This window comes from Streptococcus suis (genome assembly GCF_002964575.1).
Taxonomy (GTDB): domain Bacteria; phylum Bacillota; class Bacilli; order Lactobacillales; family Streptococcaceae; genus Streptococcus; species Streptococcus suis_R.
Genome location: NZ_POQQ01000084.1, coordinates 107,819 through 132,267 on the forward strand (window position 1 = coordinate 107,819; position 24,449 = coordinate 132,267).

The following is a 24,449-nucleotide window of genomic DNA, read 5'->3' on the forward strand; positions in this document are numbered from 1 at the left end:
TAACTTACAAAAAGTTTAGGAGATAATCTATGCTTAATATTTTTGTATTAGAAGATGATTTTTTTCAGCAGAGTAGGCTAGAAAATGCTATTAGGCGGTGTGTTGAAGAAACGTCAGTAAGGTATAAATTCCTAGAAGTTTTTGGTAAACCAAATCAATTATTGGAATCAATCGAGGAAACGGGTAATCACCAATTTTTCTTTTTAGATATTGAAATAAAAGGTGAAGAAAAGAAAGGAATGGAAATCGCTAAAGAAATCCGTGCTCGTGATCCCTATGCTGTTATTGTCTTTGTAACAACTCATTCCGAATTTATGCCGGTAACGTATCGTTATCGGGTTTCTGCTTTAGATTTTATAGATAAAGGCCTGGAGGATAGTGACTTTCAAAAGGCAGTATCAGATGTCTTAGTGTATGCTTTTGAAAATATTGATCATACTATAGCTGAAAATTCTTTTGTATACAAAACTGAAACTGCTCATATTCAAGTTCCTTTTAGCGACATCCTTTATTTTGAAACATCATCAACGATTCATAAAGTTATTTTAAAAACGAAAACAGGTCAGACTGAGTTTTATGGGAAGGTATCCGATATAGCTAAAGCTGATGAACGACTTTACCAAGCACATCGTTCTTGTGTAGTGAATCCATTAAATATAACAAGATTGGACAGAACAAATCACATTGCCTATTTTGAGAATGGAGATTCTTGTTTTGTTTCCAGATTAAAACAAGGGAAATTGGTAGAACTAGTGGAGAATAATAATGACTATCTCACCAGGATATGATGTGCTTTTTTTCATTGATATCTTAATAAGACTTTATATTTTTCAGCAAATTAGTGGTTTTATAATAGAGAAGAAAAAGAGAATTACGATAGCAGTCATTATAACCATAGCGTCTATATTGTTCAGTAAAACATTTCAATTATGGGAGCCCTTTTCACTATTGCTGATAGTTTCTTTTTTAAAAACTGATTGGAATAAGACTCAAAAAATATTCTATTGTTTATTACCGTTTGTAATTGGAGATATGTTTCAAAGGATAATAGGATTGTATTTACGATTTATCTTTGATATTGATATTGTTACGTTAAATAGCAGTCCATTTTTTAATATTCTCCTAACACTATTATTAGTTCCATTTTATACAATATTTTTTAAAGGACTTGGGATAGAATCTAAGAATCTTCAAGTTGATACTTTGGATCAAGATTTTAAAAAGATATTTATTGGTCTGAATGTATTTTTTATTACGTATTTTTTGATAATCCGTAGTATGATTCAGCTTGAAATTGCGATTGAAAATGGTTTGAATTTAAAGCTAGATACTTATTTTATTAGGACTAATGTATTACTGATATACTTTGTATTATTTATTGTTGGTATGTTGTATTTGAACTATCAGAAGAAAGAGAAACAAGCTAGAGAAATTCAGGATTTAAAAGATAGGCAAATCACTGACTTAGGCCGTTATAGCCGTCATGTTGAGTCACTTTATAAAGAAATTCGAAGTTTCCGACATGACTACACTAATATTCTTATTAGTCTGAATGAAGCAATTAAGGAAGAGGATATTGTTGCGATTCGTTCAATTTATCATGAGGTTATTGCAGATTCTGATAGAAAATTCTATGATGGAAAGTATGATATAGCTAGACTATCCAATATACAAAATCCTGCAGTGAAGAGTTTACTATCATCTAAGATGTTGGAGGCACAAAAAAAGGGTATTGCAATTTCTGTGGAAGTAGATGCTGAAATTGAACCACCTGCTTTAGAGTTGATAGAATTCATAACGATTCTGTCTATTTTATTAGATAATGCTATCGATGCTGCAGAGCAGTGTACAAATGGAAATATTGTATTTGCCTACTTCCAGGAATATGACCGAAAAATTGTGGTTGTAGAAAATACTACTGTCGAGGATAAAGTATCAACAAGTCATATTTTTGAATATGGTCAGTCTACAAAAGGAGATAATCGAGGAATTGGCTTGGCCAATGTAAAAGCTATTTTAGATAACTATCCTAAATTTTCTATATCAACGAACAGTAGCAATCATCGATTTGTTCAGGAGTTGGTGTTTATAGATTAAGATTTATAGATGTAAGTCCAGTCGAAAGGCTGGATTTTTTTGCATTTTCTCGAAAAAATGGTCATTCATTACAAAATATCGACAGTTCATGACAAGAAGTAAAAACAGAATTCTTTTTATTTTATACTATGCATGTAAACAAAACAACACAGAAAAAACTAAATCAGACAGGAGTAAAGAATATGATTTTTTGGCAATTATTTTTTGAACTACTAAAGAAACCAATGGCTTAGTTAAATAAAGGAGAAATTCATGAAAAAAATGATAGATGTAGAACTTCAAAATGTTACAGGTGGAAGTATTTTAGGATTGGTAAGTTTTGTAGGAAATGCTATTCGTCGCCCTAGGATTTATCTTCCAGGAGAACCAGTAAAGTCTAAAGTAGCGATTATGTAGGAGGAATAGAATGACTAATATTTTAAAAAAGTGTGGCTATGTTTTGATATCTATTTTTGGGTTTATGTTTTTATCTATATTTACTCAAACCCCGGTTGTATCAACTTTTAGCGATGATCGTATCCATGTTAGTAATAATCTTACAGGAGATACTATTCGAATTATAGTGTGTATTGCTTTTGTATTATTATCGCTTTGGTTTCTATCATCTTTTGCTAAACGACTGGATACTACGTTTAATCTACTACAGTTTAAACAAGGAAAAATAAATAAAAAAATTCTAGTTATCTACTCATCAGTGACACTTTTTTTGACATTAGTATATCTGACGATTCTATATGTTGGAAATGGCTATAATGTAGGATCAGTTCCGACACAAATACTGGAAATGAAGGAAAGACCGATAGTCTTTATATTGTATATTTTAACCACAATCGTTACTCAGCCTATTTTGGAAGAAATTTTATATAGAGGAATTCTTCAAGAAAAACTATCACATTATATAGGTTGGGGTTCTATTGTTGTTGCTTCTATCATATTTTCGTATAGTCATGATTATCAAAGTGCATTTAATAGTAAGTTAATAAGTTCTCTAATTTATGGACTAGCTTATTATTCGACTAAGGATATTAGAGTGCCTAGTATCATGCATTGTTTGCACAATTTCGCAGTAGTTATGGTAGTTATTTTGCTGGGATAATCCGACAGAATAACATTATTAATGAAAAATAGAGAATAAAGAATGCCTATAGTCAACCGTGGTCAGAGCGTGAAAAAGTTTTGCTCTTGTTACTTTTGGTTAGTGTGATTGATATTCCGTCTCTCATTGACACCCTATATCAAATTGGTTATGAATTTGGTCAAGCTCTTGCACTTTGGTTTTAGTAAATGATGAGATAAATTTACGGAATGTGTTTGTTAGTGCATTTTTTACGCGTATCTTAGGAGGATCTGTTTTATGATTTGGCTTATTAAACTTCTTTTAGTTGTTGTGATTTCCATTCCTGTAACCAGTATTTTACAGCCTTTTCACAACCATTACTTAAATGGAGTCACGGTTGGGGTCATTACCATCATTGTGTCCCATTTAGTGGATAAATATGGGAAAGGTGGGGATGAAGTATGAGCAAAGAGCTGAAAAGAATGTTGAAACTTGGGACACTTTTCCTTGCCTTATTTGTCTTAAATATGTTTTTTTCTGAAATGGTTGTCAGTTTTAGGATTTGCTATTCATTTTAGCGAAATTAGTTATTTGGTCCCACCGCTGTTTTCAGTCATCGTTCTATCGATGGTTGAAAAAAAGAGAAGTATGAAAACGCCTTAATGAAAAAATGGTCATTCATTACAAAATAACGACCGTTCATGACATGGATGAAAAAATCGGACTGAGTTGGCTTATACTAAGAGTGTAAAAAACAAAAAGGAGATACGAGCATGAATACTTTAAAAACAATTGTTAAACACCGTCATTTCCGCTCCCTACTTGTAGGACTCGGAGCAGGAGCTATCATTGGTCTATGGGGAGTGTATTATGGAATGATTTACCTATTCAGTTACCTTGTCATTAGAGGGGTGATTTATATGTTTAAAAAATAAGGAGGAAAATAAGATGAAAATGATGAAAACTATTTTAGCGGTACTATTCTATTTTTGTTTAGACTATGTAATGAGAGAGTGGCTCGGCTTTGGTAGCCTTGGTTACTGGGCTCTATCCGTTCCAAACTTTTTGCTTCTAGTGATGTTGCTCAAACGTAACTATCAGGAACAAAAGCAAGTACAATGATGTTGACTGACTAGCTTGAAAGGAAATTGGTTATGGATAATCTAAAAATAATTAAAATCGGAAACTATGCCAGTATTGCAATTGACCTATTAGTTTTTTTGATATGGTTGGTTTCAGTTAGATCTGACGGAAAGGTTTTACTGCCAATCATGCTGATATTAACATTGCTTCACGCTTTAGTGATAGCGACAAGCTACTATTTTTTAAAGAAACATGGTATGTTGTACAGGATGCCTGTACATCAAAGATACCTCATTTTAGGGGTAGTTCTTGGGTCTGCTCTACTCTGTATGGAATCTATGATAATGGGGGAAGTGAGCCGCTTACTTCTTGTGTTAATTAATGGAGGGCTGGTATTGGTTTGTCCTATTGCGAGATTGGTTAACAATACTACTGTAAATTAGGTTTATAGGATGACACCTCCAATAGTTATTTGGGGTGTTTTCGCTTGCTAGAAGAAATTCAAAATATTGGAGGCTGATGTTGACTAAATCGCATCAAGTCAATGTTTCTAGTCAGTTTGTACGAGATACAAAGGAGGTCATTGATTACAAACATTGGAAAAGCCTTTGAGGATAGCAGGTGTTTTATAAGTTTATGAATAAATAGTTTGAAATTTGTCTAAAATCTGCTATACTAAGTTAGAAAGATGTAGTGCAAAGCACACCAAAGCCCCCAGAAATTGCAGTTTCTGAGGGCTTTTTTACGTTCTCTAGTTTGAGAGATTAACGGGTGTGGTTTGGGCTAGCTGTGGTCGTTGTACTTGCTATCTAGCCACTTGCAAATGCAGTATGCGGCTACATTTGCCATAACAGCAAGTAAGAGCTCTAAGATGTAATGCAAAGCTATTCACCCCCTTTCACGAACTCCTATTGAAGAACGCAATCGGTTTCCGACAGCAATATTATTTTATCACAATTTTTATGGTTTTTTTGTAGAAATCATAGTTCAAACTATTTTAGTTGATTTTACAATCTGTCACTTTCAAGTCCAGTCGAAAGGCTGGATTTTTTGCATTTTCTCGAAAAAATGGTCATTCATTACAAAATAGCGACAGTTCATGACATGGATGAAAAAATGGAGCTGATTTGGCTTATACTAAAGGTGTAAAAATAAGAACAAGGAGAAATGAGATGACAGTAAAAAAGAAAATTGCTATGACAGAAGAACAATTGCTACATGTCGCGATGCTTGTCTATACCTTGTATGTGCTGTACTTACTCGTCACTAAGAATCTTACATCTCGCTTCATAACTCCCTATGGACTGTATCTATTTATTCTCGTTGAAGAAAAATTAGAGAAATTTGTCAAAAAACTATATCATAACTTGATGAATCAATAAAAAATGGTCATTCATTACAAAATAACGACCATTCGTGACATGGATGAAAAATGGAGCTGATTTGGCTTATACTAAAAGTGTAAAGAAAACAAGAACAGGAGAAACAAAGATGAAAGAGAAAAAGGAACTTGTTATTACAGGGAAACATGTATTACACACAACAATGATTGTCTATACCTTCTTTATTGGATTTGCATTCATGAGTCAGAATTTTGAGTTGTCGCTGTTGATACCATACGGATTCTATCTAGCTACCCTTATTCTTGAAAAAATGGAAAAAAGTGGCAAATCATTATTTGAAATCAGAATTGAACGATAAGGAAAATGATAGTAAGGAGAACTGAGGATGAAGAATAAAAAATTCTATGCAGTTTTGATTCCCGTTGTGCTTTGGCTGGTTTTTAAAATCTGTGCGAATTTGTCAGATGACAGCCTTAAAGACTATTTCAATATTTTAGCACTCAGTAATCCAGGTCTAATCATCGCTTTTGCCATTTTAACAAATAAGGAACAAAACAAGGAAAAGTAAGCTAATAAAGAAAAAAAGAACAGGAGGACTAGCCTATGCAACGTGTTAAAAATATTTTAAAATTTATTGGTTTGATTCTTGTCATCATTGCGATTAACATAACTCCGATGCGATTGATTGCTATACAGGATTCGATGTCAGGTGTCATGCAGTGGGTTTCTGGCATTGGCTATCTAGTCATTGCGACAGCTATTGTGATGTGGACTTGGAAACGATATAAGAAAGGTCTACCTGACCAGCAAAAACGGTTCACATTTACTTGGAAAGATTTTGGGTTTGCTCTGCTATTTTTCTTGGCGGGACGGGTTGTCGGTATTGGCGGAACGCTATTGACCCAGTTGGTTACTGGCAATGCCACCACAGCCAACGATGCAGCACTCTTGGCAACAAATCAGCAATTGGCGAAGATGTTTCCGCTATACTTTGTTGCCTTTCATATTGCAATAGGCGTCTTTGCTCCTTTTATGGAAGAGCTTGTTTTCAGAGGTTTGTTTAGCAGTTATTTCTTCAAAGAAAATCAAAAATGGCTAAAATTGATAATCAGTTCAGCTGTCTTCGCTCTTCTTCACATGATTTTTCCAATTGAGTTTCCACTTTACTTCTTACTTGGGGCAGTCTTCTACTTGGCTTACGCTCGCCGTGGCAATATTGTGGATGCGATTCTTGTTCATATATTGAACAACAGCTTGATGGTTATCTTCTCAATTATTGGTTATTTGTTGGTACTGTTTGGTTAGTGATGTTAGAGGAGTTTAGTTATGACAACGATAGAAAAATTAGATAAAAAATACCAAGAATTTGAAACAGCTTATGAGTCTTCCTCGTTTGCAATGAAATTCTTAGTCTGGGTAGGAGTAGCTATGACTTTGATGGCTCTTGGCTCAGTTCTTGTACCAGTGATTTATTCTGCAGGGCAAGATTTCGGTGCCTTTCTGTATTCTGTTTTTGGATGAGGGAGTGGGAAAGACAGGCATCAATAATCGAAAAAGACAGAGATAGACCCAAGGAATGTGGAGGTTGCAGATGGATTTCAATAGTAGTGTATTCATGCTAGTCACTTTCTATGTTTTACTAGCGATTGTGGCATATTTACTATATGTTAAGACGGGAAAAGCCGTGTTTAAGACAGGTATTCGATTAATTATTGTTTTTCTTAGCTGGTATCTTCTATCTAAGTACTTACTCGGGTAAATACTCAAAGTATAAATAAAAAGCTGAGGAATCAGCTTTTTGTTTACGCTTGTTTCGTTAGACTTGTTGAAGGTGGGGGAGTTGCTCGTTATTTGAGGGTTTGCTTGAATAGATTGTCTAGGTTGTTTAGGTAGTCTGTCCTTGCTCCTCTAATGCGAAGGATATCTACACGAGAGCCACGAATCAAATAGAAGATGAGGTGCTGTTTTCCAGGAATCATCCTTGTTTTTCCTTCTGGGAATAATGCTCGTCCCAGACGAGCGTCGAGGTCAATATATCCCTCTGGAAATGTTTCTAAGGTCAAGATAGCTGTGCTCAGAGATGTAAGCACCTTTCGTGCACTTGATTCTGAAAATTCACGGACATAATACTGGTAGATCTCCTCTAAATCTTGTTCGGCTTTAGCAGATAAATGTACTTTATAGACCATATTTGGCGAATACCTCACGAGCAGGTGTCGTGTTTCCAGATAAAACTTCTTGGTAGCCTTCATCAAGCTCTGCAATCAACTCATCTAGAAAAGCCTCTGCACGCGCCTCTTCTACTGTTTTTATTGGCAAATCTTGCTCTTCAACCACCCTTTCTACAAATAAATTAAGAGCATCAGAAAGGGTCATATCTTTTTCCGATAAGATTATTTTTGCTTGTTCCAGTAATTGTGCATTTACTCTAAAATTATATTGTCTATCCCTAACCAATCCTGCCATTGTCTTCAACTCCAAATTCTAATATGTATAACAATAGTGTAGCTATTTGTTTTACATCTGTCAAGTGATAATCTTGTGCTGAATATCTTGGATGCTATTCGGTGAATTCGAAAAAATGGTCATTCATTACAAAATAGCGACCGTTCGTGACATGAATGTAACTATTGTGCTGATTTGCTATATACTAAGTTCATAAAAAGATTCTATTAGAATGGGAGAGTAGCAATGGTTCATTGGCTAAAAAGCATAGTACAGGTTTTATTGTTGACCTTAGTCATACAAGCTCCTGTAATAGCTGAAATGTCTTGGGGAAAGATGGATGACACAGTAGTAGGTTATCTCATACATGTACTATGTTGGTTTATTCTAACGGCTCTCATCTTTTGGTTATTAGGGACATTACGGAAAAAGTATCGTGATGATAGTCTCCAAGTCCGAGAATATAGTTATATTAAACTGTTTGGATTGGTTATTTTGGGAATCATTATTAAAATTGTGCTATTAAATGTTTCCTTACGATTATCTGGCCCGACGGTTGATAATAGTAGTATGCTTGAGCTATTTCAGTCTAAATATGGTTGGATGGCCTTGCTTAGTGTAAATATTTTGGGACCTATTCGTGAAGAATATCTATATAGAGGTATCTTTCAAGAAAGAATTAGGAATAAGGCTTATCCAATGATCAGTGTCTTTGTCACAACGGCAATCTTTGCTTTTGTACATACTTATAATATTTCCGTAAGTTTCTGGTCGGCACTTTTTCCAGGAATTTTGTTTTCTTGGATTTACTATAAAACGAACCATCTCAAATACCCGATAGTGGCACATATCTTGTCGAACAGCATTGTGACCATTTTAAATATTATAAGTGTGTAAAGGTGTGAACATCGTGAGTAACAATTACAATAGGCTATAAAAAAACAATGGAAAGGAGAGAGAATATGAAAATAATAAAATCCATCGGTTTAGCTGTGGGTACCTTGCTTCTCACTTTGCTCATTCAACTTCCAGCTTATATGGGGATAACAGCCTTTCAAGAGAGTGTGCTTTTAAAACTTGCAGTCATGATAGGGCTTGGTCTTGCAATATTGGCACTACTTTCTGTCATCAGACGAGGAATGGTGAAGAATCAAGACTTTTCAAGAGAGAATCTGAATATTTTTAAAATAGTCGGTATGACAGCGTTGGTATTTACTGGACAAACTTGCCTGAACCTCCTTTGGCAATATTTAGGTCTTAGCCCTAGTGATTCTAATGCCTTGGATACAGTCAATCAGTTAAATTCGGACAATTTTTGGGTGATGGCTCTCTCAGTTGTCTTGTTTGCTCCAGTTTTAGAAGAATTTCTTTACAGAGGGATTTTGTTAGAAAAGACAGCCCAGTATTTTCCTAAGCATCCTCAAATGGTCATCGTATTTTCTGCCCTTCTATTTGCCTATTGTCATACTTGGAGCTTTTCAGTAGCATTTTTAGGGCACTTTATAACAGGGTCTTATCTGGGCAATCTGTATATGTGCAATAGACGAATGACGGACAGTATCCTTGCACATAGCTTCTATAATGCCTCCATTTTACTCCTCCAAATTTTATTTGGTTTGGTGCAGATTGGTGGATAAAAATTGACAGTAGACATTTTTGGGAAATGCCTGTATACTAAGGATAAGTGGCAATTTTATAATTGCTAACTATCAAGTGTAGAGGTGGTCAGAAATATGAGAAAATTTTTTCAAGACCTTAATCAAGAGTATCTGGAAACCAGAAGTTCAGTTGGAGAAGACAGGCTGGAGTGGATTATCCAGAGAAAGATGACCTGGGGTATGCGGTGGGGCTTGGTGCTCGTGTTCATGTTTGTCATCCAACCCTTCACCTATCATCCTTTCTTTCTCTTGGCTTGTTTTTATATAGGTTCTTTGTTGGGTTTTGTATATATCCTAGGTCAACTGTTTTTTAAAACTAGATCCATTTTTCGCAATGTGAAGAAAAAATAATCGCTCAGCTTGTTTAGGCTGGGCGATTGGTTTTTTCTACGAATAATTCTTGGGCGATGGCTGTAGGGATAGCCAGTTCTTTGTCCTTGTATTGGATGGTGATGGTCTGGGCAAAGTGGTCAAAATCCGTCACAAGTAGTTGATCGCCGACAGTTAACTCATGTTGTTCCAGGTATTGGAGAAGCTGGTAGAAATCATGGATGCGGACCAGTTGGTAGCTGCCAGTTTCTGTCAGTTGGGACAGCCGAGTCTGGTAGCGTTCTACAAGCAACTGGTTTTCTTTAGGAATACTGCCACCGTGTGGGCAGGTTTGGGGATAGCTCAGCAGTTTGTCCAGTTGGTTGATAAAGTGATCTGAAACGGTGTGTTCTAAAATTTCAGCTTCTTCATGGACTTGTTCAGGGGAATAGCCCAGCTGCTCGACCAAAAAGACTTCTATCAGGCGGTGCTTACGGTAGAGGTTGGCCACCATTTCCAAGGCGACTTGGCTGAGGATGTAACCTGCTGATTTATCTTTTTCAATCAACTCTTCCGTGACCATTTTTTTCAGCATTTCAGAAACGGCTGGGGCGGAAAAATTCATCTTTTCAGCAATCTGCTTATTGGTGATTTTTTGTTCTGTCTGCCCTAGTTCATAAATGACTTTCAGGTAATCTTCTTTGTTTGGTGTCATAGTCTCTCACTTTCTAGTAAGAATAGTATACCAAAATTTTACGAAAATCATTGACAGAAAGATTTTTTTAATATATATTAAAACTAAAGTTAAGTATACCTAACAAAAATAAAAAGGAGAACCTATCATGAAAAAACTATTTCTCAGTTTGGCTCTACTATTATCCCTTATCGGGCTAGGAGCCTGTCGTTCAACGCAAAGCCCAGAGGCTTCCAGCAAGCCGCGAGTGGCGGTCACGACCTCTTTCCTCAGCGATATGGTCTATCAGCTGGCAGGAGATGAGGTGGAGCGGGATCTACTAATTCCAGCAGGAGAGGATCCGCATTTGTACGTAGCCAAATCTAGTGATTTATCAAAATTACAAAAGGCTGACCTTGTTCTCTACCACGGTTTGCACTTTGAGGGCAAGATGGTGGAGGCCTTGGAAAAGACAGGTGTGGCGGTGTCTAAGAACTTTGCCCAGTCGGATTTGACTACCATGGATGAAGACGGGGAGCAGATTGTGGACCCTCACTTCTGGTTTTCTATTCCTCTCTATAAATCAGCGGTAGCGGTAGCTTCAGAGGAACTACAAAAACTGCTTCCGGAAAAAGCAGAGCTGATTCAGAAAAATACGGAAAACTACTTAGCTCAGTTGGATGACTTGCATACTTGGATTGAAAAAGAGTTGAGTGTCTTGCCTGCTGAGAGCCGTTACCTAGTTACCCCACATGATGCCTTTAACTACTTCGCAGCCAGCTATGACTTCACTCTCTATGCACCGCAGGGCATTAGCACCGAGTCTGAAGTTGCCAACAGCGATATGATTGAAACGGTCAATATGATTTTAGAACATGGTATCAAGGCTATCTTCACAGAGTCAACAACCAGTCCAGAGCGCATGGAAAAATTGCAGGAAGCTGTCAAGGCCAAGGGTGGTCAGGTAGCGATTGTAAGCGGTGAAGGCAAGGAGCTATTCTCAGATTCCCTAGCGCCAGAAGGGGAAGAGGGAGCGACATTTATTGATATGTACAAGCACAATGTCCAGTTAATTGTGGAACATTTGCAGTAAGAAAGGTTGGAAGAATGGAAGAAATACTGAGAGTTGAAGACTTGTCCTTGCACTATGGTGCAGGACAGGTCAAGGCTCTAGATCGGGTCAGTTTTCAGCTGCCCAAGGGTTGTCGTGCAGCCTTGGTCGGACCAAATGGTGCAGGGAAATCTAGCTTGTTTAAGGCCATCTTGGGCTTAGAAAAAGGGGTGACTGGCAAGGTCTCGCTACTGGGTCAGTCGCAGCAGTTGGACCAAGTCATTCAGAAAAAGGTTGCCTATATTCCTCAAGCCAGTCAGGTCAACTGGCAGTTTCCGGCAAGGGTTCTTGATATTGTCCTGATGGGGCGGTTTGCCCACACCAGTGGTTTCTTCCGCCGACCAAGTTCCTTGGATAAGGAAAAGGCAGAGCAGGCCTTGGAAGAGATGAAGATCAGCGAGTTACGCAATCGGCAAATTGACCAGTTGTCAGGAGGTCAACGGCAACGGGTCTTTCTAGCCAGAGCCTTGGCCCAGGAAGCCGAACTCTATATGATGGATGAGCCCTTGGCAGGAATTGATCAAGCGACGGAGCAAATTATCATGGACTGTTTGAAGAAGTTTCAGCAGGAAGGCAAGACCTCTCTGGTCATCCACCATGACCTCCTAACCTTGGAAAAGTACTTTGACCATGTCCTCTGGCTCAATGGTCGCTTGGTAGCGGAGGGGCCAATGGATCAGGTGGATTTGCTGCAAGCCTATCAGGCTGCCTATGGTCAGGAACCAGCCTTATTTTTAAAGGAGGGGCTTGCTCATGCTTGAACTCTTACGGGATTACTCTTTTTGGACGGTGGCACTGGGAACTCTAGTCTTGGCTCTGGCGGCTAGTCAGATCGGGACCATCAGTGTTTTGACCAGACAGAGTTTAATCGGGGATAGCTTGGGGCATGCGGCCTATCCTGGCATTATCCTGTCCTATATGGTCTTTCAATCACGCCAGCCCTTGCTTCTGTTGCTTGGAGCGGTGGGTTCAGGCTATCTGTCCTACGGCTTGGTTGGCTGGCTCTGTCGAAGGGGGCGGACCAGTCGGGTCAATGCTTTGGCTCTGGTTTCAGCGGCCTTCTTTGGACTTGGCTTGGTTCTCAAGCAGTATGTTCAGGGAAATGTTGCCTTTCAAGGAACAGCCCAGGCAGGTTTGGAAAACTATGTCTTTGGTCAGGCAGCCTTTATGCAGTTGGACGATGTCCTGCTTATCTGTTTGGTTGCTTTGCTTGGCCTGTTCTTATTTGGCTGGTATTACCAGTCGCTTAAACTCTATCTGTTTGATCGACAATTTGCCAAGCTGGTGGGGATTCCTGTGGAAAAGATTGACCGCCTGACCCTGTTTTTGCTGCTGAGTTTGATTGCGGTTGGTTTGAAGGTGGTCGGTGCTATCCTGATGAGTAGTTTCTTGATAGCACCAGCAGTCTTTGGTTTGCTCTTGGGAAAATCCTATGGCCAAACCTTGGCTTTGGCGGCTGGCATTGCTAGTTTTTCAGCCCTTGTCGGAACCTATTTGAGTTCTGTTGTGACGGGCCTATCGACTGGGCCTACCATCATTGTTTGTTTGAGTGTGTCGTCCCTAGTAGCCTTTGCCTATGTGACCTATATTAGAAAGGAGAATGTGCATGCTTGAGGTCTTCTTGATTTTACTGGCTGTTGGTTCTTCTTGTGGTTTGATTGGGTCTGTCTTGGTGGTGCGTAATCAGGCCATGTTGGCAGATGCCTTGTCCCACTCGGTCCTCTTGGGCATTGTGCTGGGCTTTTTTGTCAGTCAAAACCTAGACTCTCCCCTGCTCTTGCTTGGGGCGGCGGTCTTTGGCTTACTGACAGTCTTAGCTATTGAAGGACTGAACAGTCGCAAGCTGGCTCAGGATGCGGCGACGGGCTTGCTCTTTACCTTTTTCTTCGCCCTAGCTGTTATCCTTATCTCCCTCTTTGCCCGTAATGTTCATCTGGACTTAGACATGGTCCTGATGGGGGAGGTGCTCTTTGCGCCGCTTAATCGGCTGGACTTCTTTGGCCTATCTCTGCCGCTGGCCTTGGTCAAATCTGTTGGGTTCCTGCTTGTCTTACTGGTCTTCTTTTTCCTCAACTTTCAAGCACTCAAGCTTTATCTGTTGGACAAGGAGCAGGCGAGACTACAGGGGATTGCTACTCGAAGACTAGAATGGAGCCTTCTCTTTCTGGTTTCTTTGACAACGGTTTTCTCCTTTGAGGCGGTCGGTTCTATGGCGGTCATTGTTTTTCTAGTAGCACCTGGCATGGCGGCCTTGCCTTGGTCTCGGCATTTCTTTCAGTTTTTAGTTTTGGGGCAATGCTGCGCCATTCTGATGATTTGTCTAGGATTTGGGCTTGCCAGCTGGTTTGATCTGACCATGTCTGGCACCTGTTCGGTCATGGGGCTTCTGACAGTCTGCGTCAGCTTTTTCCTAAAAAATGCCCTAAAAACCTAGTTTGGCAAATGAAATTGTCAGACTTTTTTGTTATTATAGTAAGTAATCACATATGCAAAGGAGAAAATCAATGACACGTTTACAAGATGATTTTTACGAATACGTCAATGGTGAATGGGCAAAAACAGCCGTGATTCCAGACGATAAGCCAAGAACAGGTGGTTTCTCAGACCTGGCGGACGAGATTGAAAAGCTCATGATTGACACGACTAACGAATGGTTGGCGGGAGAAAACGTCCCAGAAGATAGCGTTTTGCAAAAATTTGTGGCCTTTCACAAACAAGTAGCCGACTATGAAACCCGTGACCGTTTGGGTGCAGAACCAGCACAAGCCTTGATTGCAGAGTACAAGGCTCTCAACTCTTTCGAAGAATTTACCAGCAAGCTAGCAGAATACGAATTGGCAGGCAAGCCAAACCTCATGCCTTTTGGCGTGGCACCTGACTTTATGGATGCCCAAACCAATGTTCTTTGGGCAGATTCTCTAGGCATTATCTTGCCAGATACGACCTACTATGAAGAAGGTCATGAAAAAGGAGCCGAATTGCTCAAAATGTGGAGAGAGAGTCAAGAAGCTCTTTTGCCTAAGTTCGGTTTCAGCGATGAGGAAATCAAGGACCTCCTAGATAAACGTTTGGAATTGGATGCTAAGATTGCCAAGTATGTCTTGTCAAATGAAGAGGGTTCTGAGTACGCCAAACTCTATCATCCGTATGAGTGGGCAGATTTTACTGCTTTGGTACCAGAGTTGCCGTTGGATGATTTCTTCACAGCGATTTTAGGGCAAAAACCAGACAAGATTATCGTTCCTGAGGAGCGTTTCTGGCAGGCTGCTAAGGACATTTACAGTGCGGATAATTGGGAGCTTTTGAAGGCGACCTTGATTTTGAAAGCGGCAGGAGCTTATACAGCCTTCCTGTCGGATGAAATCCGTATTCTAGCAGGAGCCTACAGCCGTGCCCTTTCTGGGACACCGCAGGCTCAAAATCAAGAAAAAGCAGCCTACAATCTGGCACAAGGCTACTTTAACCAAGCCCTCGGTCTTTGGTATGCTGGCGAAAAATTCTCACCAGAAGCCAAGGCCGATGTGGAAGCAAAAGTTGCTAAGATGATTGAGGTCTACAAGTCTCGTCTGGAAACGGCAGACTGGTTGGCTCAGGAAACGCGTGACAAGGCCATTGTCAAACTCAATGTTATCAAGCCTTACATCGGCTACCCAGAAGCCTTGCCAGAGCGTTATTATAAGAAGATTGTTGACCCAAGCAAGTCCTTGGTGGAAAATGCCATCGAACTAAACAAGATTGATATTGCTCATGGTTGGAGTAAGTGGAACAAGCCTGTGGACATGAAGGAGTGGGGTATGCCAGCTCACATGGTCAATGCCTACTACAACCCACAGAAGAACTTGATTGTCTTCCCGGCAGCCATTTTGCAGGCGCCATTCTACTCGCTAGAGCAGTCTTCATCAGCTAACTACGGCGGTATCGGTGCGGTTATCGCCCACGAGATTTCCCATGCCTTTGACTCAAACGGTGCTTCCTTCGATGAGCATGGTAGCCTCAACAACTGGTGGACAGAGGAAGATTATGCAGCCTTTGAATCTCGTACCCAGCAGGTCATTGACCAGTTTGAGGGTCAGGATTCTTACGGTGCAAAAATCAATGGTAAGTTGACTGTGTCAGAAAACATTGCCGACCTTGGTGGGATTGCAGCAGCCTTAGAAGCAGCCAAGTCAGAAGATGACTTCTCCGCAGAGGAATTCTTCACTAACTTTGCTCGTATCTGGCGAATGAAGGCCCGTCCTGAGTTCATGCAGATGTTGGCTAGTGTCGATGTCCACGCACCAGGTCATCTGCGTACTAACATCCAGTTGCCAAACTTCGATGAATTCCATGAAACATTTGGCGTTCAAGAAGGCGACGGCATGTGGCGTGCAAAAGAAGACCGTGTGATTATTTGGTAAAAATGGGAAAACAGCTAGTGAAAACTGGCTGTTTTTGTCTTTCCCAATTCCCCAAAAACGTGATATAATAGTAAAGATAATTTATTGACATGGAGAAATGACATGAGCTTCTACAATCACAAGGAAATCGAGCCCAAATGGCAGGAATTTTGGGCAAAAAATCATACTTTTAAAACGGGAACAGATGCGGACAAGCCAAACTTTTATGCCCTAGACATGTTCCCTTATCCGTCTGGTGCAGGCTTGCACGTAGGTCACCCTGAGGGCTATACGGCGACGGACATTCTCAGCCGTTACAAGCGTGCCCAAGGCTATAACGTTCTTCACCCAATGGGTTGGGATGCCTTCGGTCTGCCAGCGGAGCAATACGCTATGGACACGGGAAATGACCCAGCTGACTTTACAGCAGAAAACATTGCCAACTTCAAACGTCAGATTAACGCCCTTGGCTTTTCTTACGACTGGGACCGTGAGGTCAATACGACTGATCCTAACTACTACAAGTGGACCCAGTGGATTTTCACTAAGTTGTATGAAAAAGGCCTAGCCTACGAGGCAGAAGTGCCTGTCAACTGGGTAGAGGAATTGGGAACAGCTATCGCCAACGAAGAGGTCCTTCCTGACGGGACGTCTGAACGTGGTGGCTACCCAGTTGTCCGCAAGCCAATGCGTCAATGGATGCTGAAAATCACTGCATACGCAGAGCGTTTGCTCAATGACCTGGAAGACGTTGATTGGCCAGAGTCTATCAAGGATATGCAACGCAACTGGATCGGCAAGTCAACTGGTGCCAATGTGACCTTCAAGATCAAGGACACAGACAAGGACTTCACTGTTTTCACAACTCGTCCAGATACCCTCTTTGGTGCGACCTACGCTGTCCTTGCCCCTGAGCATGACTTGGTCGATAGCATTACATCGCCTGAGCAGGCAGAAGCTGTGGCAGAGTACAAACGCCAAGCCTCTCTTAAATCAGACCTTGCCCGTACAGACCTTGCCAAAGACAAGACAGGTGTCTGGACAGGTGCCTACGCGATTAACCCTGTAAACGGCAAAGAAATTCCAATCTGGATTGCTGATTATGTCCTTGCAAGCTACGGAACAGGTGCCATCATGGCCGTTCCTGCCCACGATGAGCGTGACTGGGAATTTGCCAAACAATTTGGTTTGGACATCATTCCAGTTTTGGAAGGTGGCAATGTAGAAGAAGCACCTTATACAGAAGACGGTGCCCACATCAATTCTGACTTCCTAGACGGTCTTAACAAGGAAGAAGCTATTGCCAAAATGGTGGCTTGGTTGGAAGAAAATGGTCTCGGTCAGGAGAAAATTTCTTACCGTCTCCGTGACTGGCTCTTCAGCCGTCAACGTTATTGGGGTGAGCCGATTCCAATCATCCACTGGGAAGATGGCACTTCCACAGCAGTACCTGAAAAAGAGTTACCTCTGGTATTGCCAAAAACCTCAGACATCAAGCCTTCAGGTACAGGGGAGTCACCACTTGCTAACTTGACAGACTGGTTGGAAGTGGTGCGTGAAGACGGTATCAAAGGTCGCCGTGAGACCAACACCATGCCGCAATGGGCAGGCTCTAGCTGGTACTACCTCCGCTATATCGACCCGCACAATGATGAGAAATTGGCAGACGAGGAGCTTCTCAAAGCTTGGTTGCCAGTGGACATCTACATCGGTGGTGCTGAGCACGCGGTCCTTCACCTGCTCTATGCTCGTTTCTGGCACAAGTTCCTCTATGACCTTGGCGTTGTACCGACCAAAGAGCCATTCCAAAAACTCTTTAACCAAGGGATGATTTTGGGAACTAGCTACCGCGACAGCCGTGGTGCCCTTGTAGCGACCGATAAAGTTGAAAAACGAGACGGTTCCTTCTTCCACATCGAAACTGGTGAGGAGTTGGAGCAGGCACCTGCTAAGATGTCTAAGTCTCTTAAAAACGTGGTTAACCCAGATGATGTGGTTGAGCAGTTCGGTGCGGACACCCTCCGTGTCTACGAGATGTTCATGGGCCCACTTGACGCTTCGATTGCCTGGTCAGAAGAAGGTCTTGAGGGCAGCCGTAAGTTCCTTGACCGTGTTTATCGCCTCTTGACGACCAAGGAGATTGTGGCGGAAAATAGCGGAGCGCTTGATAAAGTTTACAATGAAACTGTGAAGACGGTGACAGAGCATATTGAAGACCTGAAATTCAACACAGCTATCGCTCAACTCATGATTTTTGTCAACGCAGCAAACAAAGAAGACAAGATCTATGTCGAATACGCTAAAGGCTTTGTTCAGTTGATTGCTCCATTTGCACCGCACCTGGCAGAAGAACTCTGGCAAGGTCTGACAAACACTGGCCAATCAATCAGCTATGTAGCATGGCCAAGCTATGACGAAAGCAAGCTGGTAGAAAGCGAAGTGGAAATCGTTGTCCAAATCAAAGGCAAAGTAAAAGCTCGCTTGACCGTAGCCAAAGACTTAGCACCAGCTGAACTTGAAAAAGTTGCCCTTGCAGACGAAAAAGTCCAAGCTGAAATTGCAGGGCAAACAGTGGTGAAGGTGATTACGGTTCCAAACAAATTAGTTAATATTGTAGTAAAATAACTAGCCATAACAAGAAAACGACTTCCGTATTGGAGGTCGTTTTTGTCTGTCTATAGGTATTTCTTCTCGCTCAACCAAGCGTGGATAACAGAGATAGTTTTGTCTTGGAACTTACCAGATTCGTACATATGGTCTGCTCCTGTTAGGGAAACCAGAACAGAATCTTGGTAGTTTTTAGCTGTTTTTCGGGCAATGGCAGATACGGTCATCTTGTCCTCACTTCCTGTGATGACTAGGACAGGTCCTGTAATTTTGCTGAAATCGACATAGCCAGCTCTGCTTTTGTCAAAGAAAGGAAAGGCCATTTGGGTATAGACCTTGCCAGACTCGGGCACCAGGGTCTTGAAAATCTCTTCTTTGAGGGCAGGCTCCTGAACGTTGAGGCAGTAGCGGAAGAATTCGTCCTTATAAGGTGGCATGGGCTTTTTCCAAAATCCCCAGCGCAAGAAGTGACGGATGAAGCAGCGAATCATGGTCGGGTAAAAAGCAAAAATGTCAGCCGTTGGAGCGGGTCCCATGAGAATCATACCAGCTACCTGAGTGCGTTCTGCGACCATTTGGGCTAAGAGACAGCCAAGAGAGTGTCCCAAGAGTAGCGGTGGCTCGTCTAAGCTCTCAACCAAGGCGACTAAATCATCAGCATAGTCTGTTAAGCTAACGGCACCGACCTTCTCCATGACTTTATCATAAGGCAGGTCGTGGTAGCGCAAGCTAGGCGTGTGGACCCGTAAGCCCATGTTTTCTAATTTACGGGCAAAATCTCCCCAGACGGAGCCGTCACACCAGGTTCCGTGAATTAAAACGATATCTTCCATATTCTCCTCCTGACTTTTTTCTATTATAGCATGCTGAAAGCTAATTGTTAACTGTCTGTAAAAGAGTTAACATACTAGTCACATTTCTTTAAGTCTTGTGCAAGATAAGTTGATTAAGATAGATGCAGAAGTAATAACTCTTTGAAAATCAAAATCAGACCTTGTTGACTTGATTTGATGACTGAAATGCTCCAGTGGAGCCTTTCAGCCTGTTCCCTTGAAATATAAAAGGAACAGGGTTCTATCTGTATAAGTAGAAACGAACTACGTTCGCTCTATCTCCAACCTCCAAATGTTCCCCAAACCTTTTTGTAGCGAACAGGTTCGCTCTATCTCCAACCTCCAAATGTTCCCCAAACCTTTTTGTAGCGAACAGGTTCGCTTTATCTCCAACCTCCAAATGTTCCCCAAACCTTTTTGTAGCGAACAGGTTCGCTCTATCTCCAATCTCCAAAGGTTCCCCAAACCTTTTTGTAGCGAACAGGTTCGCTCTATTTCCAACCTCCAAAGGTTCCCCGAACCTTTGGAGCTAGTCTGATTTCGATTTTCATTGAGTATAAATTGAAAGGATTTGATGAGTATGAATAAACAAACACTTCACAAAACTATGAAAGCTGCCCTTGCTACTGCCATGCTGGGAGGAATGTTAGCTCTGGGACAAGAAGCTGTTAAGGCGGATACAGAATTGACGGATAGTCCCACGCTTTCAGCCTTGACTGTTCAAGTAGAAGAAAAGGAGCGGTTGAAACAAGAAGCAGAGGCCAAAGCTGCAGCTGAAAAGGCGGCAGCAGAAAAAGCCGCTGCGGAAGCCGCAGCTCAAGCAGCCTTAGCCACAAATATGGTGTCAGAGGTTGCAGTAGAATACACAGCCAACACCTACCCAGCTGGTCAATGTACCTGGGGAGCCAAAGAAATGGCGCCTTGGGTTGGCAACTATTGGGGAAATGGTGGCGACTGGGCAGCCAGTGCCGCAGCACTTGGTTATGAAGTCGGAATGACTCCTAAAGTTGGCGCCATCGCTGTTTGGACAGATGGCGGTTATGGTCACGTTGCCTATGTTACAGATGTAGCGGCTGATGGAACCATTCAAGTAATGGAATCTAACTACGGCGGAGCCTATTACCCAAGCAATGTACGTGGCTTCTTTGATCCAACAACAACCAGCGAAGGAACGGTTAGCTATATTTATCCACCAGCTGGTGTGTAGGAAGGGGAGTTCATCTATCCCTTTGGATGAAGCTGGGAACATAAAAGAGAAAAAAGGTCTAGAGATAGGCCTTTTCCTAGTGCAGAGCCTTCATTTAAAATATTTATACCCTTGATAGAAAATATATATTGGTTGGCAAGGTTTTTTCATGGTATGATAGTACAATCTGAAAAAGAAAGAGTGTACAATTCATGAAAAAATTAGCTTTATTTGCAACAACAGCCCTAGCAGCTTTTACTTTAGCAGCCTGCAGTTCTTCAACATCAACTAGCTCATCAAGCAGCACAGACAAAACTCTCTTAGCACAAATTAAGGAAGAAGGTGTCATTCAAATCGGTACGGAAGGTGCCTATGCTCCTTACTCTTACCACGATGAGAGTGGAAAATTGGTCGGTTACGATGTAGAAGTGGCTGAAGCAGTTGCTGAGAAATTGGGCGTTAAGGTCGAGTTCGTTGAAACCAAGTGGGATTCCATGATTGCAGGTTTGGACGCGGCACGTTTTGATACTATTGCCAACCAAGTCGGTGTGACAGACGAGCGTAAGGAAAAGTATGACTTTTCAGCACCATACACCTATATCTACGGAGCTTTAGTAACCCAGAAAGATAATACGGAGATTACAGGTTTTGCTGACTTGGCAGGTAAAAAATCTGCTAACAGTTTGACTAGTAACTGGGCAGATTTGGCGCGTGAAAACGGTGCGGAAGTTGTCGGTGTAGATGGATTTTCACAAGCGGTTGAATTGTTGAATACAAACCGTGTGGATGTGACCATCAATGACAACTTGGTATATTTGGATTACCTCAAGCAACACGCAGATGCACCGATTAAACTGGTGACTTTGACAGACGATGTTTCTACAACAGCCTTCCCAGTGGTTAAAGGAAATGAAGACCTAGTAAAAGAAATTGATGCGGCCTTGGCTGAATTGGCAAGCGAAGGTAAACTAGCTGAAATTTCAAATAAATACTTTGGCGAAGACGTATCGAAAGCCAAGTAAGCAGGAGAAACTATGACAGATAGAGTATGGCAATTAGTGATTGACTCATTTTCGCAGATACTTGTTCCAGGATTGTTGGTGACCATTCCACTGACAATCCTGTCTTTTGCCTTTGGCTTGCTCTTGGCTATTGGAACGGCCTTGGTACAGGTAGCCAACCTTCCCGTTCTCAAGCAACTGGCTCGTTTTTACATCTGGATTATCCGTGGAACACCTCTCTTGGTTCAGCTCTATGTGATTTTTTATGGCTTACCAAGTTTGGGTCTGGTCATCGATGCCTTTCCATCGGCAGTCTTAGTCTTTTCCATTAACACAGGTGCTTACGCTGCGGAAACTATTCGGGCATCTATCGAGTCCGTGCCTAAGGGGCAGTTGGAGGCTGGCTATTCTGTCGGGATGAGTTTTGCCCAGACCATGCGCCGCATCATTCTCCCTCAAGCCTTTCGAGTGGCCTTTCCGCCCTTATCCAATACTTTAATTGGTTTGGTCAAGGACACCTCCTTGGCAGCCAACATTACGGTCTTGGAGATGTTTATGGCAACCCAGCAGATTGCGGCCAGAACCTACGAGCCTTTTATTCTTTACTGTGAAGTTGCCCTTATCTACCTACTCTTTTCAACCATTTTGACCAAACTGCAGGCTTTTGGTGAGAAGAAGCTGGCGGTTTATTAGGAGGTTCAGATGATTCAAGCAAGTGGAATAGAACTGGCCTTTCATGGTCAGCAGGTTTTAAAGGGGATTGATGTTCAGGTCAATCCTGGAGAGGTGATTGTTATTTTAGGTCCATCTGGCTCAGGTAAAACGACCCTACTTCGTTCCTTGAACTTTTTGGAAAAAGCTGACGCGGGTCACTTGGTTTTCGGTGAGGACAGCTATGACTTGGCTAAGATTGGTCACAAAGAAATTGCAGCTATCCGCAAGCGAACAGCCTTTGTTTTTCAAAACTACAATCTCTTTGCCAACAAGACTGCCCTGCAAAACGTGACGGAGGGTCTGATTGTGGCTCGAAAGGTGCCCAAGCAAGAGGCTGAAAGAATTGGTAAGGCAGCCTTGGACAAGGTTGGCCTGTCGGACAAATATGATTTTTATCCAAGTCAGCTTTCAGGAGGTCAACAGCAACGGGTTGGCATTGCTAGGGCCATTGCGACCAACCCAGAAGTGATTTACTTTGATGAACCTACTTCTGCTCTCGATCCCGAGTTAATCGGTGAGGTTCTGGCTGTCATGATGCAGCTGGCCAAGGAAGGCATGACCATGGTAGTAGTAACGCATGAAATGGGCTTTGCGCGTGCAGTGGCTGATCGGGTCATTTTTATGGATGGGGGGCAGATTATTGAAGAAGGCCGACCAGAAGATATTTTTGACCATCCAAAAGAAGAACGAACCAAGCAATTCTTGGCTCGGATTCAGAAAGAAGAACTATAGCAGGAAAACACTGGCAATGCTGGTGTTTTTTTATGCTAAAGAAATATATGTTATCACCTTCAAAATACTTTTGCATTTTCTAGCTGAATTGGATATAATAGATAAAGAAAACGTTTGCACAACATTTTATACAAGTTGGCAGGATTTTATGGAGGGGAGCCTATGACGACTTTGGCAGATGTGGCTAGGCTAGCCAATGTTTCAAAGATGACGGTGTCGCGTGTCATCAATCATCCAGAGCAGGTCACTCAGGAATTACGGACCCTGGTTACAGCTGCGATGGAGGAGCTTCATTATAAGCCAAATGTGGCGGCAAAAGCTCTTGCAGAAAAGAGAACCTTTATCATACAAGTCATTATTCTGGAGAAGATGGACGATGTGGAGCCTTACTATATGGACCTGTTGGCAGGAATTGCGAATGAGTTGAATAAAAGCAGTTATACCTTGCAGCTGGTGACCAGTGCAGATTTGGTAACAGACCAGTGCGATGGCTATATTGTAACAGGAGCCAGAAAATCGGATTACAGCTGGTTGCAGAACTTAGGAAAGCCTCTTATTTTATTCGGAGAAAATCAGGCAGGCTTGCCTTTTGTGGACTCTGACAATTTTACAGCAACTAAGCTAGCGACAGAGTTTGCTCTTGCCAAGGGCTACCAATCTGTTGTCTTTGTGGGGATTGATTTACCAGAGCCTTTTGAAAGCAAACGCGAAGAAGGTTATTTGGCAACCATGAAAGGTCATGACAGTCAACTCTATCGCCTAGAAAATAACTCCCAGTTGGCTGAAATGTTTATTAAAGAGTTTGAGGATTTACCAGACAACACTTGTTTCATCTGTGCTTCGGATTGTTTGGCCTTGGGGATTAGTAGAGGTCTACAGGCCATGGGTAAAGCTATTCCGCAAGAGGTGGGGATCATTGGATTTGATGGCTTTTTTATCGACAGAATGTCCAGCCCTACCCTGACAACTATGAAACAACCCATTCGAAAAATGGGAGAGGTGAGTGTCAAACGCCTGATGACGCTCTTGGATGGCCAAGCCTTAGCCAGTCAAGGCTACTATTGTCAAGCCAGTTTAATTGAACGAGAGGAGGCTGGGCAAAAACTAGCTTCTCACATATAAAAAAACGAGCAATTCCAATTAGGATTTGCTCGTTTTCCATTTCATGCTTTATAATTATAATAACGACAAAACAACTAGAAAGGCATGAAAATGTATAAACAG

At 41.6% G+C, this 24,449-nt stretch carries 30 protein-coding genes; 26 read left to right on the top strand and 4 right to left on the bottom strand.

The genetic code is table 11. The features are described 5' to 3' along the window. Positions 1 to 29: 29 nt before the first annotated feature. The 13 genes from C1E58_RS10715 to C1E58_RS10755 all read left to right on the top strand — a co-directional run bounded on the left by C1E58_RS10715 (position 30) and on the right by C1E58_RS10755 (position 7,101). Entirely contained in the window at positions 30 to 788 is a 759-nt protein-coding gene (locus tag C1E58_RS10715; RefSeq protein ID WP_105210326.1) for a response regulator transcription factor, read from the top strand. After that, positions 766 to 2,097 carry a sensor histidine kinase gene (locus C1E58_RS10720; protein WP_238142278.1) on the top strand — a complete coding sequence of 444 codons (1,332 nt, stop codon included), beginning with the start codon at positions 766 to 768 and terminating at the stop codon, positions 2,095 to 2,097. Before C1E58_RS10715 ends, C1E58_RS10720 begins: the two co-directional genes overlap by 23 nt. A 252-nt stretch (positions 2,098 to 2,349) precedes the next feature. Beyond that, complete coding sequence (locus C1E58_RS12125; protein ID WP_161951311.1) at positions 2,350 to 2,493, top strand: hypothetical protein; 144 nt, start codon at positions 2,350 to 2,352, stop codon at positions 2,491 to 2,493. Between the two features lie 10 nt (positions 2,494 to 2,503). Beyond that, positions 2,504 to 3,193 (top strand): CPBP family intramembrane glutamic endopeptidase, encoded by a 690-nt coding sequence (locus C1E58_RS10725; protein WP_105210328.1) that lies wholly within the window; start codon positions 2,504 to 2,506, stop codon positions 3,191 to 3,193. A 258-nt stretch (positions 3,194 to 3,451) separates the two neighbouring features. Next, positions 3,452 to 3,619: a hypothetical protein gene (locus tag C1E58_RS12130; protein ID WP_161951312.1), complete on the top strand. Its 168-nt coding sequence runs from the start codon at positions 3,452 to 3,454 to the stop codon at positions 3,617 to 3,619. A gap of 308 nt (positions 3,620 to 3,927) precedes the next feature. Beyond that, on the top strand, positions 3,928 to 4,089 hold the full coding sequence (locus C1E58_RS12135; protein ID WP_161951313.1) for a hypothetical protein: 162 nt from the start codon (positions 3,928 to 3,930) through the stop codon (positions 4,087 to 4,089). Positions 4,090 to 4,102: 13 nt separating this feature from the next. After that, entirely contained in the window at positions 4,103 to 4,276 is a 174-nt protein-coding gene (locus C1E58_RS12140; protein ID WP_161951314.1) for a hypothetical protein, read from the top strand. Between the two features lie 32 nt (positions 4,277 to 4,308). Beyond that, positions 4,309 to 4,680 (top strand): hypothetical protein, encoded by a 372-nt coding sequence (locus C1E58_RS10730; RefSeq protein WP_105210329.1) that lies wholly within the window; start codon positions 4,309 to 4,311, stop codon positions 4,678 to 4,680. A gap of 729 nt (positions 4,681 to 5,409) precedes the next feature. Continuing rightward, a complete protein-coding gene (locus tag C1E58_RS10735; protein WP_105210330.1) occupies positions 5,410 to 5,619 on the top strand; it encodes a hypothetical protein in 210 nt (69 codons plus the stop codon). 109 nt (positions 5,620 to 5,728) lie between these two features. Further along, positions 5,729 to 5,938, top strand: coding sequence for a hypothetical protein (locus C1E58_RS10740; RefSeq protein WP_105210331.1), 210 nt, complete (start codon positions 5,729 to 5,731; stop codon positions 5,936 to 5,938). 27 nt (positions 5,939 to 5,965) lie between these two features. Further along, complete coding sequence (locus tag C1E58_RS10745) at positions 5,966 to 6,148, top strand: hypothetical protein (RefSeq protein WP_099876152.1); 183 nt, start codon at positions 5,966 to 5,968, stop codon at positions 6,146 to 6,148. Positions 6,149 to 6,183: 35 nt separating this feature from the next. Further along, on the top strand, positions 6,184 to 6,885 hold the full coding sequence (locus C1E58_RS10750) for a CPBP family intramembrane glutamic endopeptidase (RefSeq protein ID WP_105210332.1): 702 nt from the start codon (positions 6,184 to 6,186) through the stop codon (positions 6,883 to 6,885). 21 nt (positions 6,886 to 6,906) lie between these two features. After that, positions 6,907 to 7,101: a hypothetical protein gene (locus C1E58_RS10755; RefSeq protein ID WP_105144069.1), complete on the top strand. Its 195-nt coding sequence runs from the start codon at positions 6,907 to 6,909 to the stop codon at positions 7,099 to 7,101. Between the two features lie 326 nt (positions 7,102 to 7,427). Here C1E58_RS10755 and C1E58_RS10760 read toward each other — a convergent pair whose 3' ends face one another. Then, positions 7,428 to 7,769, bottom strand: a complete 342-nt coding sequence (locus C1E58_RS10760) for a type II toxin-antitoxin system RelE/ParE family toxin (RefSeq protein ID WP_105210333.1) — start codon at positions 7,767 to 7,769, stop codon at positions 7,428 to 7,430. Beyond that, the gene (locus C1E58_RS10765; protein WP_105210334.1) at positions 7,759 to 8,046 is read right to left on the bottom strand and encodes a type II toxin-antitoxin system RelB/DinJ family antitoxin; all 288 of its coding nucleotides are present in this window, start codon (positions 8,044 to 8,046) and stop codon (positions 7,759 to 7,761) included. The genes C1E58_RS10760 and C1E58_RS10765 overlap by 11 nt, the downstream gene beginning before the upstream one ends. 225 nt (positions 8,047 to 8,271) lie before the next feature. On the opposite strand from C1E58_RS10765, the gene C1E58_RS10770 reads away from it, so the two are divergent. Next, complete coding sequence (locus tag C1E58_RS10770) at positions 8,272 to 8,922, top strand: CPBP family intramembrane glutamic endopeptidase (protein ID WP_105210335.1); 651 nt, start codon at positions 8,272 to 8,274, stop codon at positions 8,920 to 8,922. Between the two features lie 65 nt (positions 8,923 to 8,987). Continuing rightward, complete coding sequence (locus tag C1E58_RS10775) at positions 8,988 to 9,662, top strand: CPBP family intramembrane glutamic endopeptidase (RefSeq protein ID WP_105210336.1); 675 nt, start codon at positions 8,988 to 8,990, stop codon at positions 9,660 to 9,662. Positions 9,663 to 10,047: 385 nt separating this feature from the next. Here the strand turns inward: C1E58_RS10775 and C1E58_RS10785 are convergent, their stop codons facing one another. Further along, the gene (locus tag C1E58_RS10785) at positions 10,048 to 10,707 is read right to left on the bottom strand and encodes a metal-dependent transcriptional regulator (protein ID WP_105210338.1); all 660 of its coding nucleotides are present in this window, start codon (positions 10,705 to 10,707) and stop codon (positions 10,048 to 10,050) included. A gap of 127 nt (positions 10,708 to 10,834) precedes the next feature. Between C1E58_RS10785 and C1E58_RS10790 the strand changes: the two genes are divergently transcribed. The 6 genes from C1E58_RS10790 to leuS all read left to right on the top strand — a co-directional run bounded on the left by C1E58_RS10790 (position 10,835) and on the right by leuS (position 18,777). Then, entirely contained in the window at positions 10,835 to 11,758 is a 924-nt protein-coding gene (locus C1E58_RS10790; protein ID WP_105210339.1) for a metal ABC transporter solute-binding protein, Zn/Mn family, read from the top strand. 14 nt (positions 11,759 to 11,772) lie between these two features. Beyond that, the gene (locus tag C1E58_RS10795; protein WP_105210340.1) at positions 11,773 to 12,537 is read left to right on the top strand and encodes a metal ABC transporter ATP-binding protein; all 765 of its coding nucleotides are present in this window, start codon (positions 11,773 to 11,775) and stop codon (positions 12,535 to 12,537) included. Further along, positions 12,530 to 13,390, top strand: coding sequence for a metal ABC transporter permease (locus C1E58_RS10800; RefSeq protein ID WP_105210341.1), 861 nt, complete (start codon positions 12,530 to 12,532; stop codon positions 13,388 to 13,390). The genes C1E58_RS10795 and C1E58_RS10800 overlap by 8 nt, the downstream gene beginning before the upstream one ends. Then, on the top strand, positions 13,383 to 14,210 hold the full coding sequence (locus C1E58_RS10805) for a metal ABC transporter permease (protein WP_105210342.1): 828 nt from the start codon (positions 13,383 to 13,385) through the stop codon (positions 14,208 to 14,210). The genes C1E58_RS10800 and C1E58_RS10805 overlap by 8 nt, the downstream gene beginning before the upstream one ends. Positions 14,211 to 14,280: 70 nt before the next feature. Continuing rightward, complete coding sequence (locus C1E58_RS10810; protein WP_105210343.1) at positions 14,281 to 16,173, top strand: M13 family metallopeptidase; 1,893 nt, start codon at positions 14,281 to 14,283, stop codon at positions 16,171 to 16,173. Between the two features lie 102 nt (positions 16,174 to 16,275). Next, positions 16,276 to 18,777, top strand: a complete 2,502-nt coding sequence (leuS, locus tag C1E58_RS10815) for a leucine--tRNA ligase (RefSeq protein WP_105210344.1) — start codon at positions 16,276 to 16,278, stop codon at positions 18,775 to 18,777. Between the two features lie 50 nt (positions 18,778 to 18,827). Here the strand turns inward: leuS and C1E58_RS10820 are convergent, their stop codons facing one another. Continuing rightward, complete coding sequence (locus C1E58_RS10820) at positions 18,828 to 19,592, bottom strand: alpha/beta fold hydrolase (RefSeq protein ID WP_105210345.1); 765 nt, start codon at positions 19,590 to 19,592, stop codon at positions 18,828 to 18,830. A 580-nt stretch (positions 19,593 to 20,172) separates the two neighbouring features. On the opposite strand from C1E58_RS10820, the gene C1E58_RS10825 reads away from it, so the two are divergent. From C1E58_RS10825 to C1E58_RS10845, 5 genes are all read left to right on the top strand, one after another. Then, complete coding sequence (locus C1E58_RS10825) at positions 20,173 to 20,799, top strand: CHAP domain-containing protein (protein ID WP_105210346.1); 627 nt, start codon at positions 20,173 to 20,175, stop codon at positions 20,797 to 20,799. Between the two features lie 191 nt (positions 20,800 to 20,990). Beyond that, on the top strand, positions 20,991 to 21,800 hold the full coding sequence (locus C1E58_RS10830) for an amino acid ABC transporter substrate-binding protein (protein ID WP_105210347.1): 810 nt from the start codon (positions 20,991 to 20,993) through the stop codon (positions 21,798 to 21,800). A gap of 12 nt (positions 21,801 to 21,812) precedes the next feature. After that, complete coding sequence (locus C1E58_RS10835) at positions 21,813 to 22,472, top strand: amino acid ABC transporter permease (protein WP_105118624.1); 660 nt, start codon at positions 21,813 to 21,815, stop codon at positions 22,470 to 22,472. A gap of 9 nt (positions 22,473 to 22,481) precedes the next feature. After that, complete coding sequence (locus C1E58_RS10840) at positions 22,482 to 23,225, top strand: amino acid ABC transporter ATP-binding protein (RefSeq protein WP_105210348.1); 744 nt, start codon at positions 22,482 to 22,484, stop codon at positions 23,223 to 23,225. 162 nt (positions 23,226 to 23,387) lie between these two features. Beyond that, the gene (locus C1E58_RS10845) at positions 23,388 to 24,347 is read left to right on the top strand and encodes a LacI family DNA-binding transcriptional regulator (protein ID WP_105210349.1); all 960 of its coding nucleotides are present in this window, start codon (positions 23,388 to 23,390) and stop codon (positions 24,345 to 24,347) included. The last annotated feature ends 102 nt before the right edge of the window (positions 24,348 to 24,449 follow it).

Coding starts and splice junctions, on each gene's coding strand:
- C1E58_RS10715 (WP_105210326.1), top strand. CDS start 30: ATGCTTAATATTTTTGTATTAGAAGATGATTTTTTTCAGCAGAGTAGG.
- C1E58_RS10720 (WP_238142278.1), top strand. CDS start 766: ATGACTATCTCACCAGGATATGATGTGCTTTTTTTCATTGATATCTTA.
- C1E58_RS12125 (WP_161951311.1), top strand. CDS start 2,350: ATGAAAAAAATGATAGATGTAGAACTTCAAAATGTTACAGGTGGAAGT.
- C1E58_RS10725 (WP_105210328.1), top strand. CDS start 2,504: ATGACTAATATTTTAAAAAAGTGTGGCTATGTTTTGATATCTATTTTT.
- C1E58_RS12130 (WP_161951312.1), top strand. CDS start 3,452: ATGATTTGGCTTATTAAACTTCTTTTAGTTGTTGTGATTTCCATTCCT.
- C1E58_RS12135 (WP_161951313.1), top strand. CDS start 3,928: ATGAATACTTTAAAAACAATTGTTAAACACCGTCATTTCCGCTCCCTA.
- C1E58_RS12140 (WP_161951314.1), top strand. CDS start 4,103: ATGAAAATGATGAAAACTATTTTAGCGGTACTATTCTATTTTTGTTTA.
- C1E58_RS10730 (WP_105210329.1), top strand. CDS start 4,309: ATGGATAATCTAAAAATAATTAAAATCGGAAACTATGCCAGTATTGCA.
- C1E58_RS10735 (WP_105210330.1), top strand. CDS start 5,410: ATGACAGTAAAAAAGAAAATTGCTATGACAGAAGAACAATTGCTACAT.
- C1E58_RS10740 (WP_105210331.1), top strand. CDS start 5,729: ATGAAAGAGAAAAAGGAACTTGTTATTACAGGGAAACATGTATTACAC.
- C1E58_RS10745 (WP_099876152.1), top strand. CDS start 5,966: ATGAAGAATAAAAAATTCTATGCAGTTTTGATTCCCGTTGTGCTTTGG.
- C1E58_RS10750 (WP_105210332.1), top strand. CDS start 6,184: ATGCAACGTGTTAAAAATATTTTAAAATTTATTGGTTTGATTCTTGTC.
- C1E58_RS10755 (WP_105144069.1), top strand. CDS start 6,907: ATGACAACGATAGAAAAATTAGATAAAAAATACCAAGAATTTGAAACA.
- C1E58_RS10760 (WP_105210333.1), bottom strand. CDS start 7,769: ATGGTCTATAAAGTACATTTATCTGCTAAAGCCGAACAAGATTTAGAG.
- C1E58_RS10765 (WP_105210334.1), bottom strand. CDS start 8,046: ATGGCAGGATTGGTTAGGGATAGACAATATAATTTTAGAGTAAATGCA.
- C1E58_RS10770 (WP_105210335.1), top strand. CDS start 8,272: ATGGTTCATTGGCTAAAAAGCATAGTACAGGTTTTATTGTTGACCTTA.
- C1E58_RS10775 (WP_105210336.1), top strand. CDS start 8,988: ATGAAAATAATAAAATCCATCGGTTTAGCTGTGGGTACCTTGCTTCTC.
- C1E58_RS10785 (WP_105210338.1), bottom strand. CDS start 10,707: ATGACACCAAACAAAGAAGATTACCTGAAAGTCATTTATGAACTAGGG.
- C1E58_RS10790 (WP_105210339.1), top strand. CDS start 10,835: ATGAAAAAACTATTTCTCAGTTTGGCTCTACTATTATCCCTTATCGGG.
- C1E58_RS10795 (WP_105210340.1), top strand. CDS start 11,773: ATGGAAGAAATACTGAGAGTTGAAGACTTGTCCTTGCACTATGGTGCA.
- C1E58_RS10800 (WP_105210341.1), top strand. CDS start 12,530: ATGCTTGAACTCTTACGGGATTACTCTTTTTGGACGGTGGCACTGGGA.
- C1E58_RS10805 (WP_105210342.1), top strand. CDS start 13,383: ATGCTTGAGGTCTTCTTGATTTTACTGGCTGTTGGTTCTTCTTGTGGT.
- C1E58_RS10810 (WP_105210343.1), top strand. CDS start 14,281: ATGACACGTTTACAAGATGATTTTTACGAATACGTCAATGGTGAATGG.
- leuS (WP_105210344.1), top strand. CDS start 16,276: ATGAGCTTCTACAATCACAAGGAAATCGAGCCCAAATGGCAGGAATTT.
- C1E58_RS10820 (WP_105210345.1), bottom strand. CDS start 19,592: ATGGAAGATATCGTTTTAATTCACGGAACCTGGTGTGACGGCTCCGTC.
- C1E58_RS10825 (WP_105210346.1), top strand. CDS start 20,173: ATGAATAAACAAACACTTCACAAAACTATGAAAGCTGCCCTTGCTACT.
- C1E58_RS10830 (WP_105210347.1), top strand. CDS start 20,991: ATGAAAAAATTAGCTTTATTTGCAACAACAGCCCTAGCAGCTTTTACT.
- C1E58_RS10835 (WP_105118624.1), top strand. CDS start 21,813: ATGACAGATAGAGTATGGCAATTAGTGATTGACTCATTTTCGCAGATA.
- C1E58_RS10840 (WP_105210348.1), top strand. CDS start 22,482: ATGATTCAAGCAAGTGGAATAGAACTGGCCTTTCATGGTCAGCAGGTT.
- C1E58_RS10845 (WP_105210349.1), top strand. CDS start 23,388: ATGACGACTTTGGCAGATGTGGCTAGGCTAGCCAATGTTTCAAAGATG.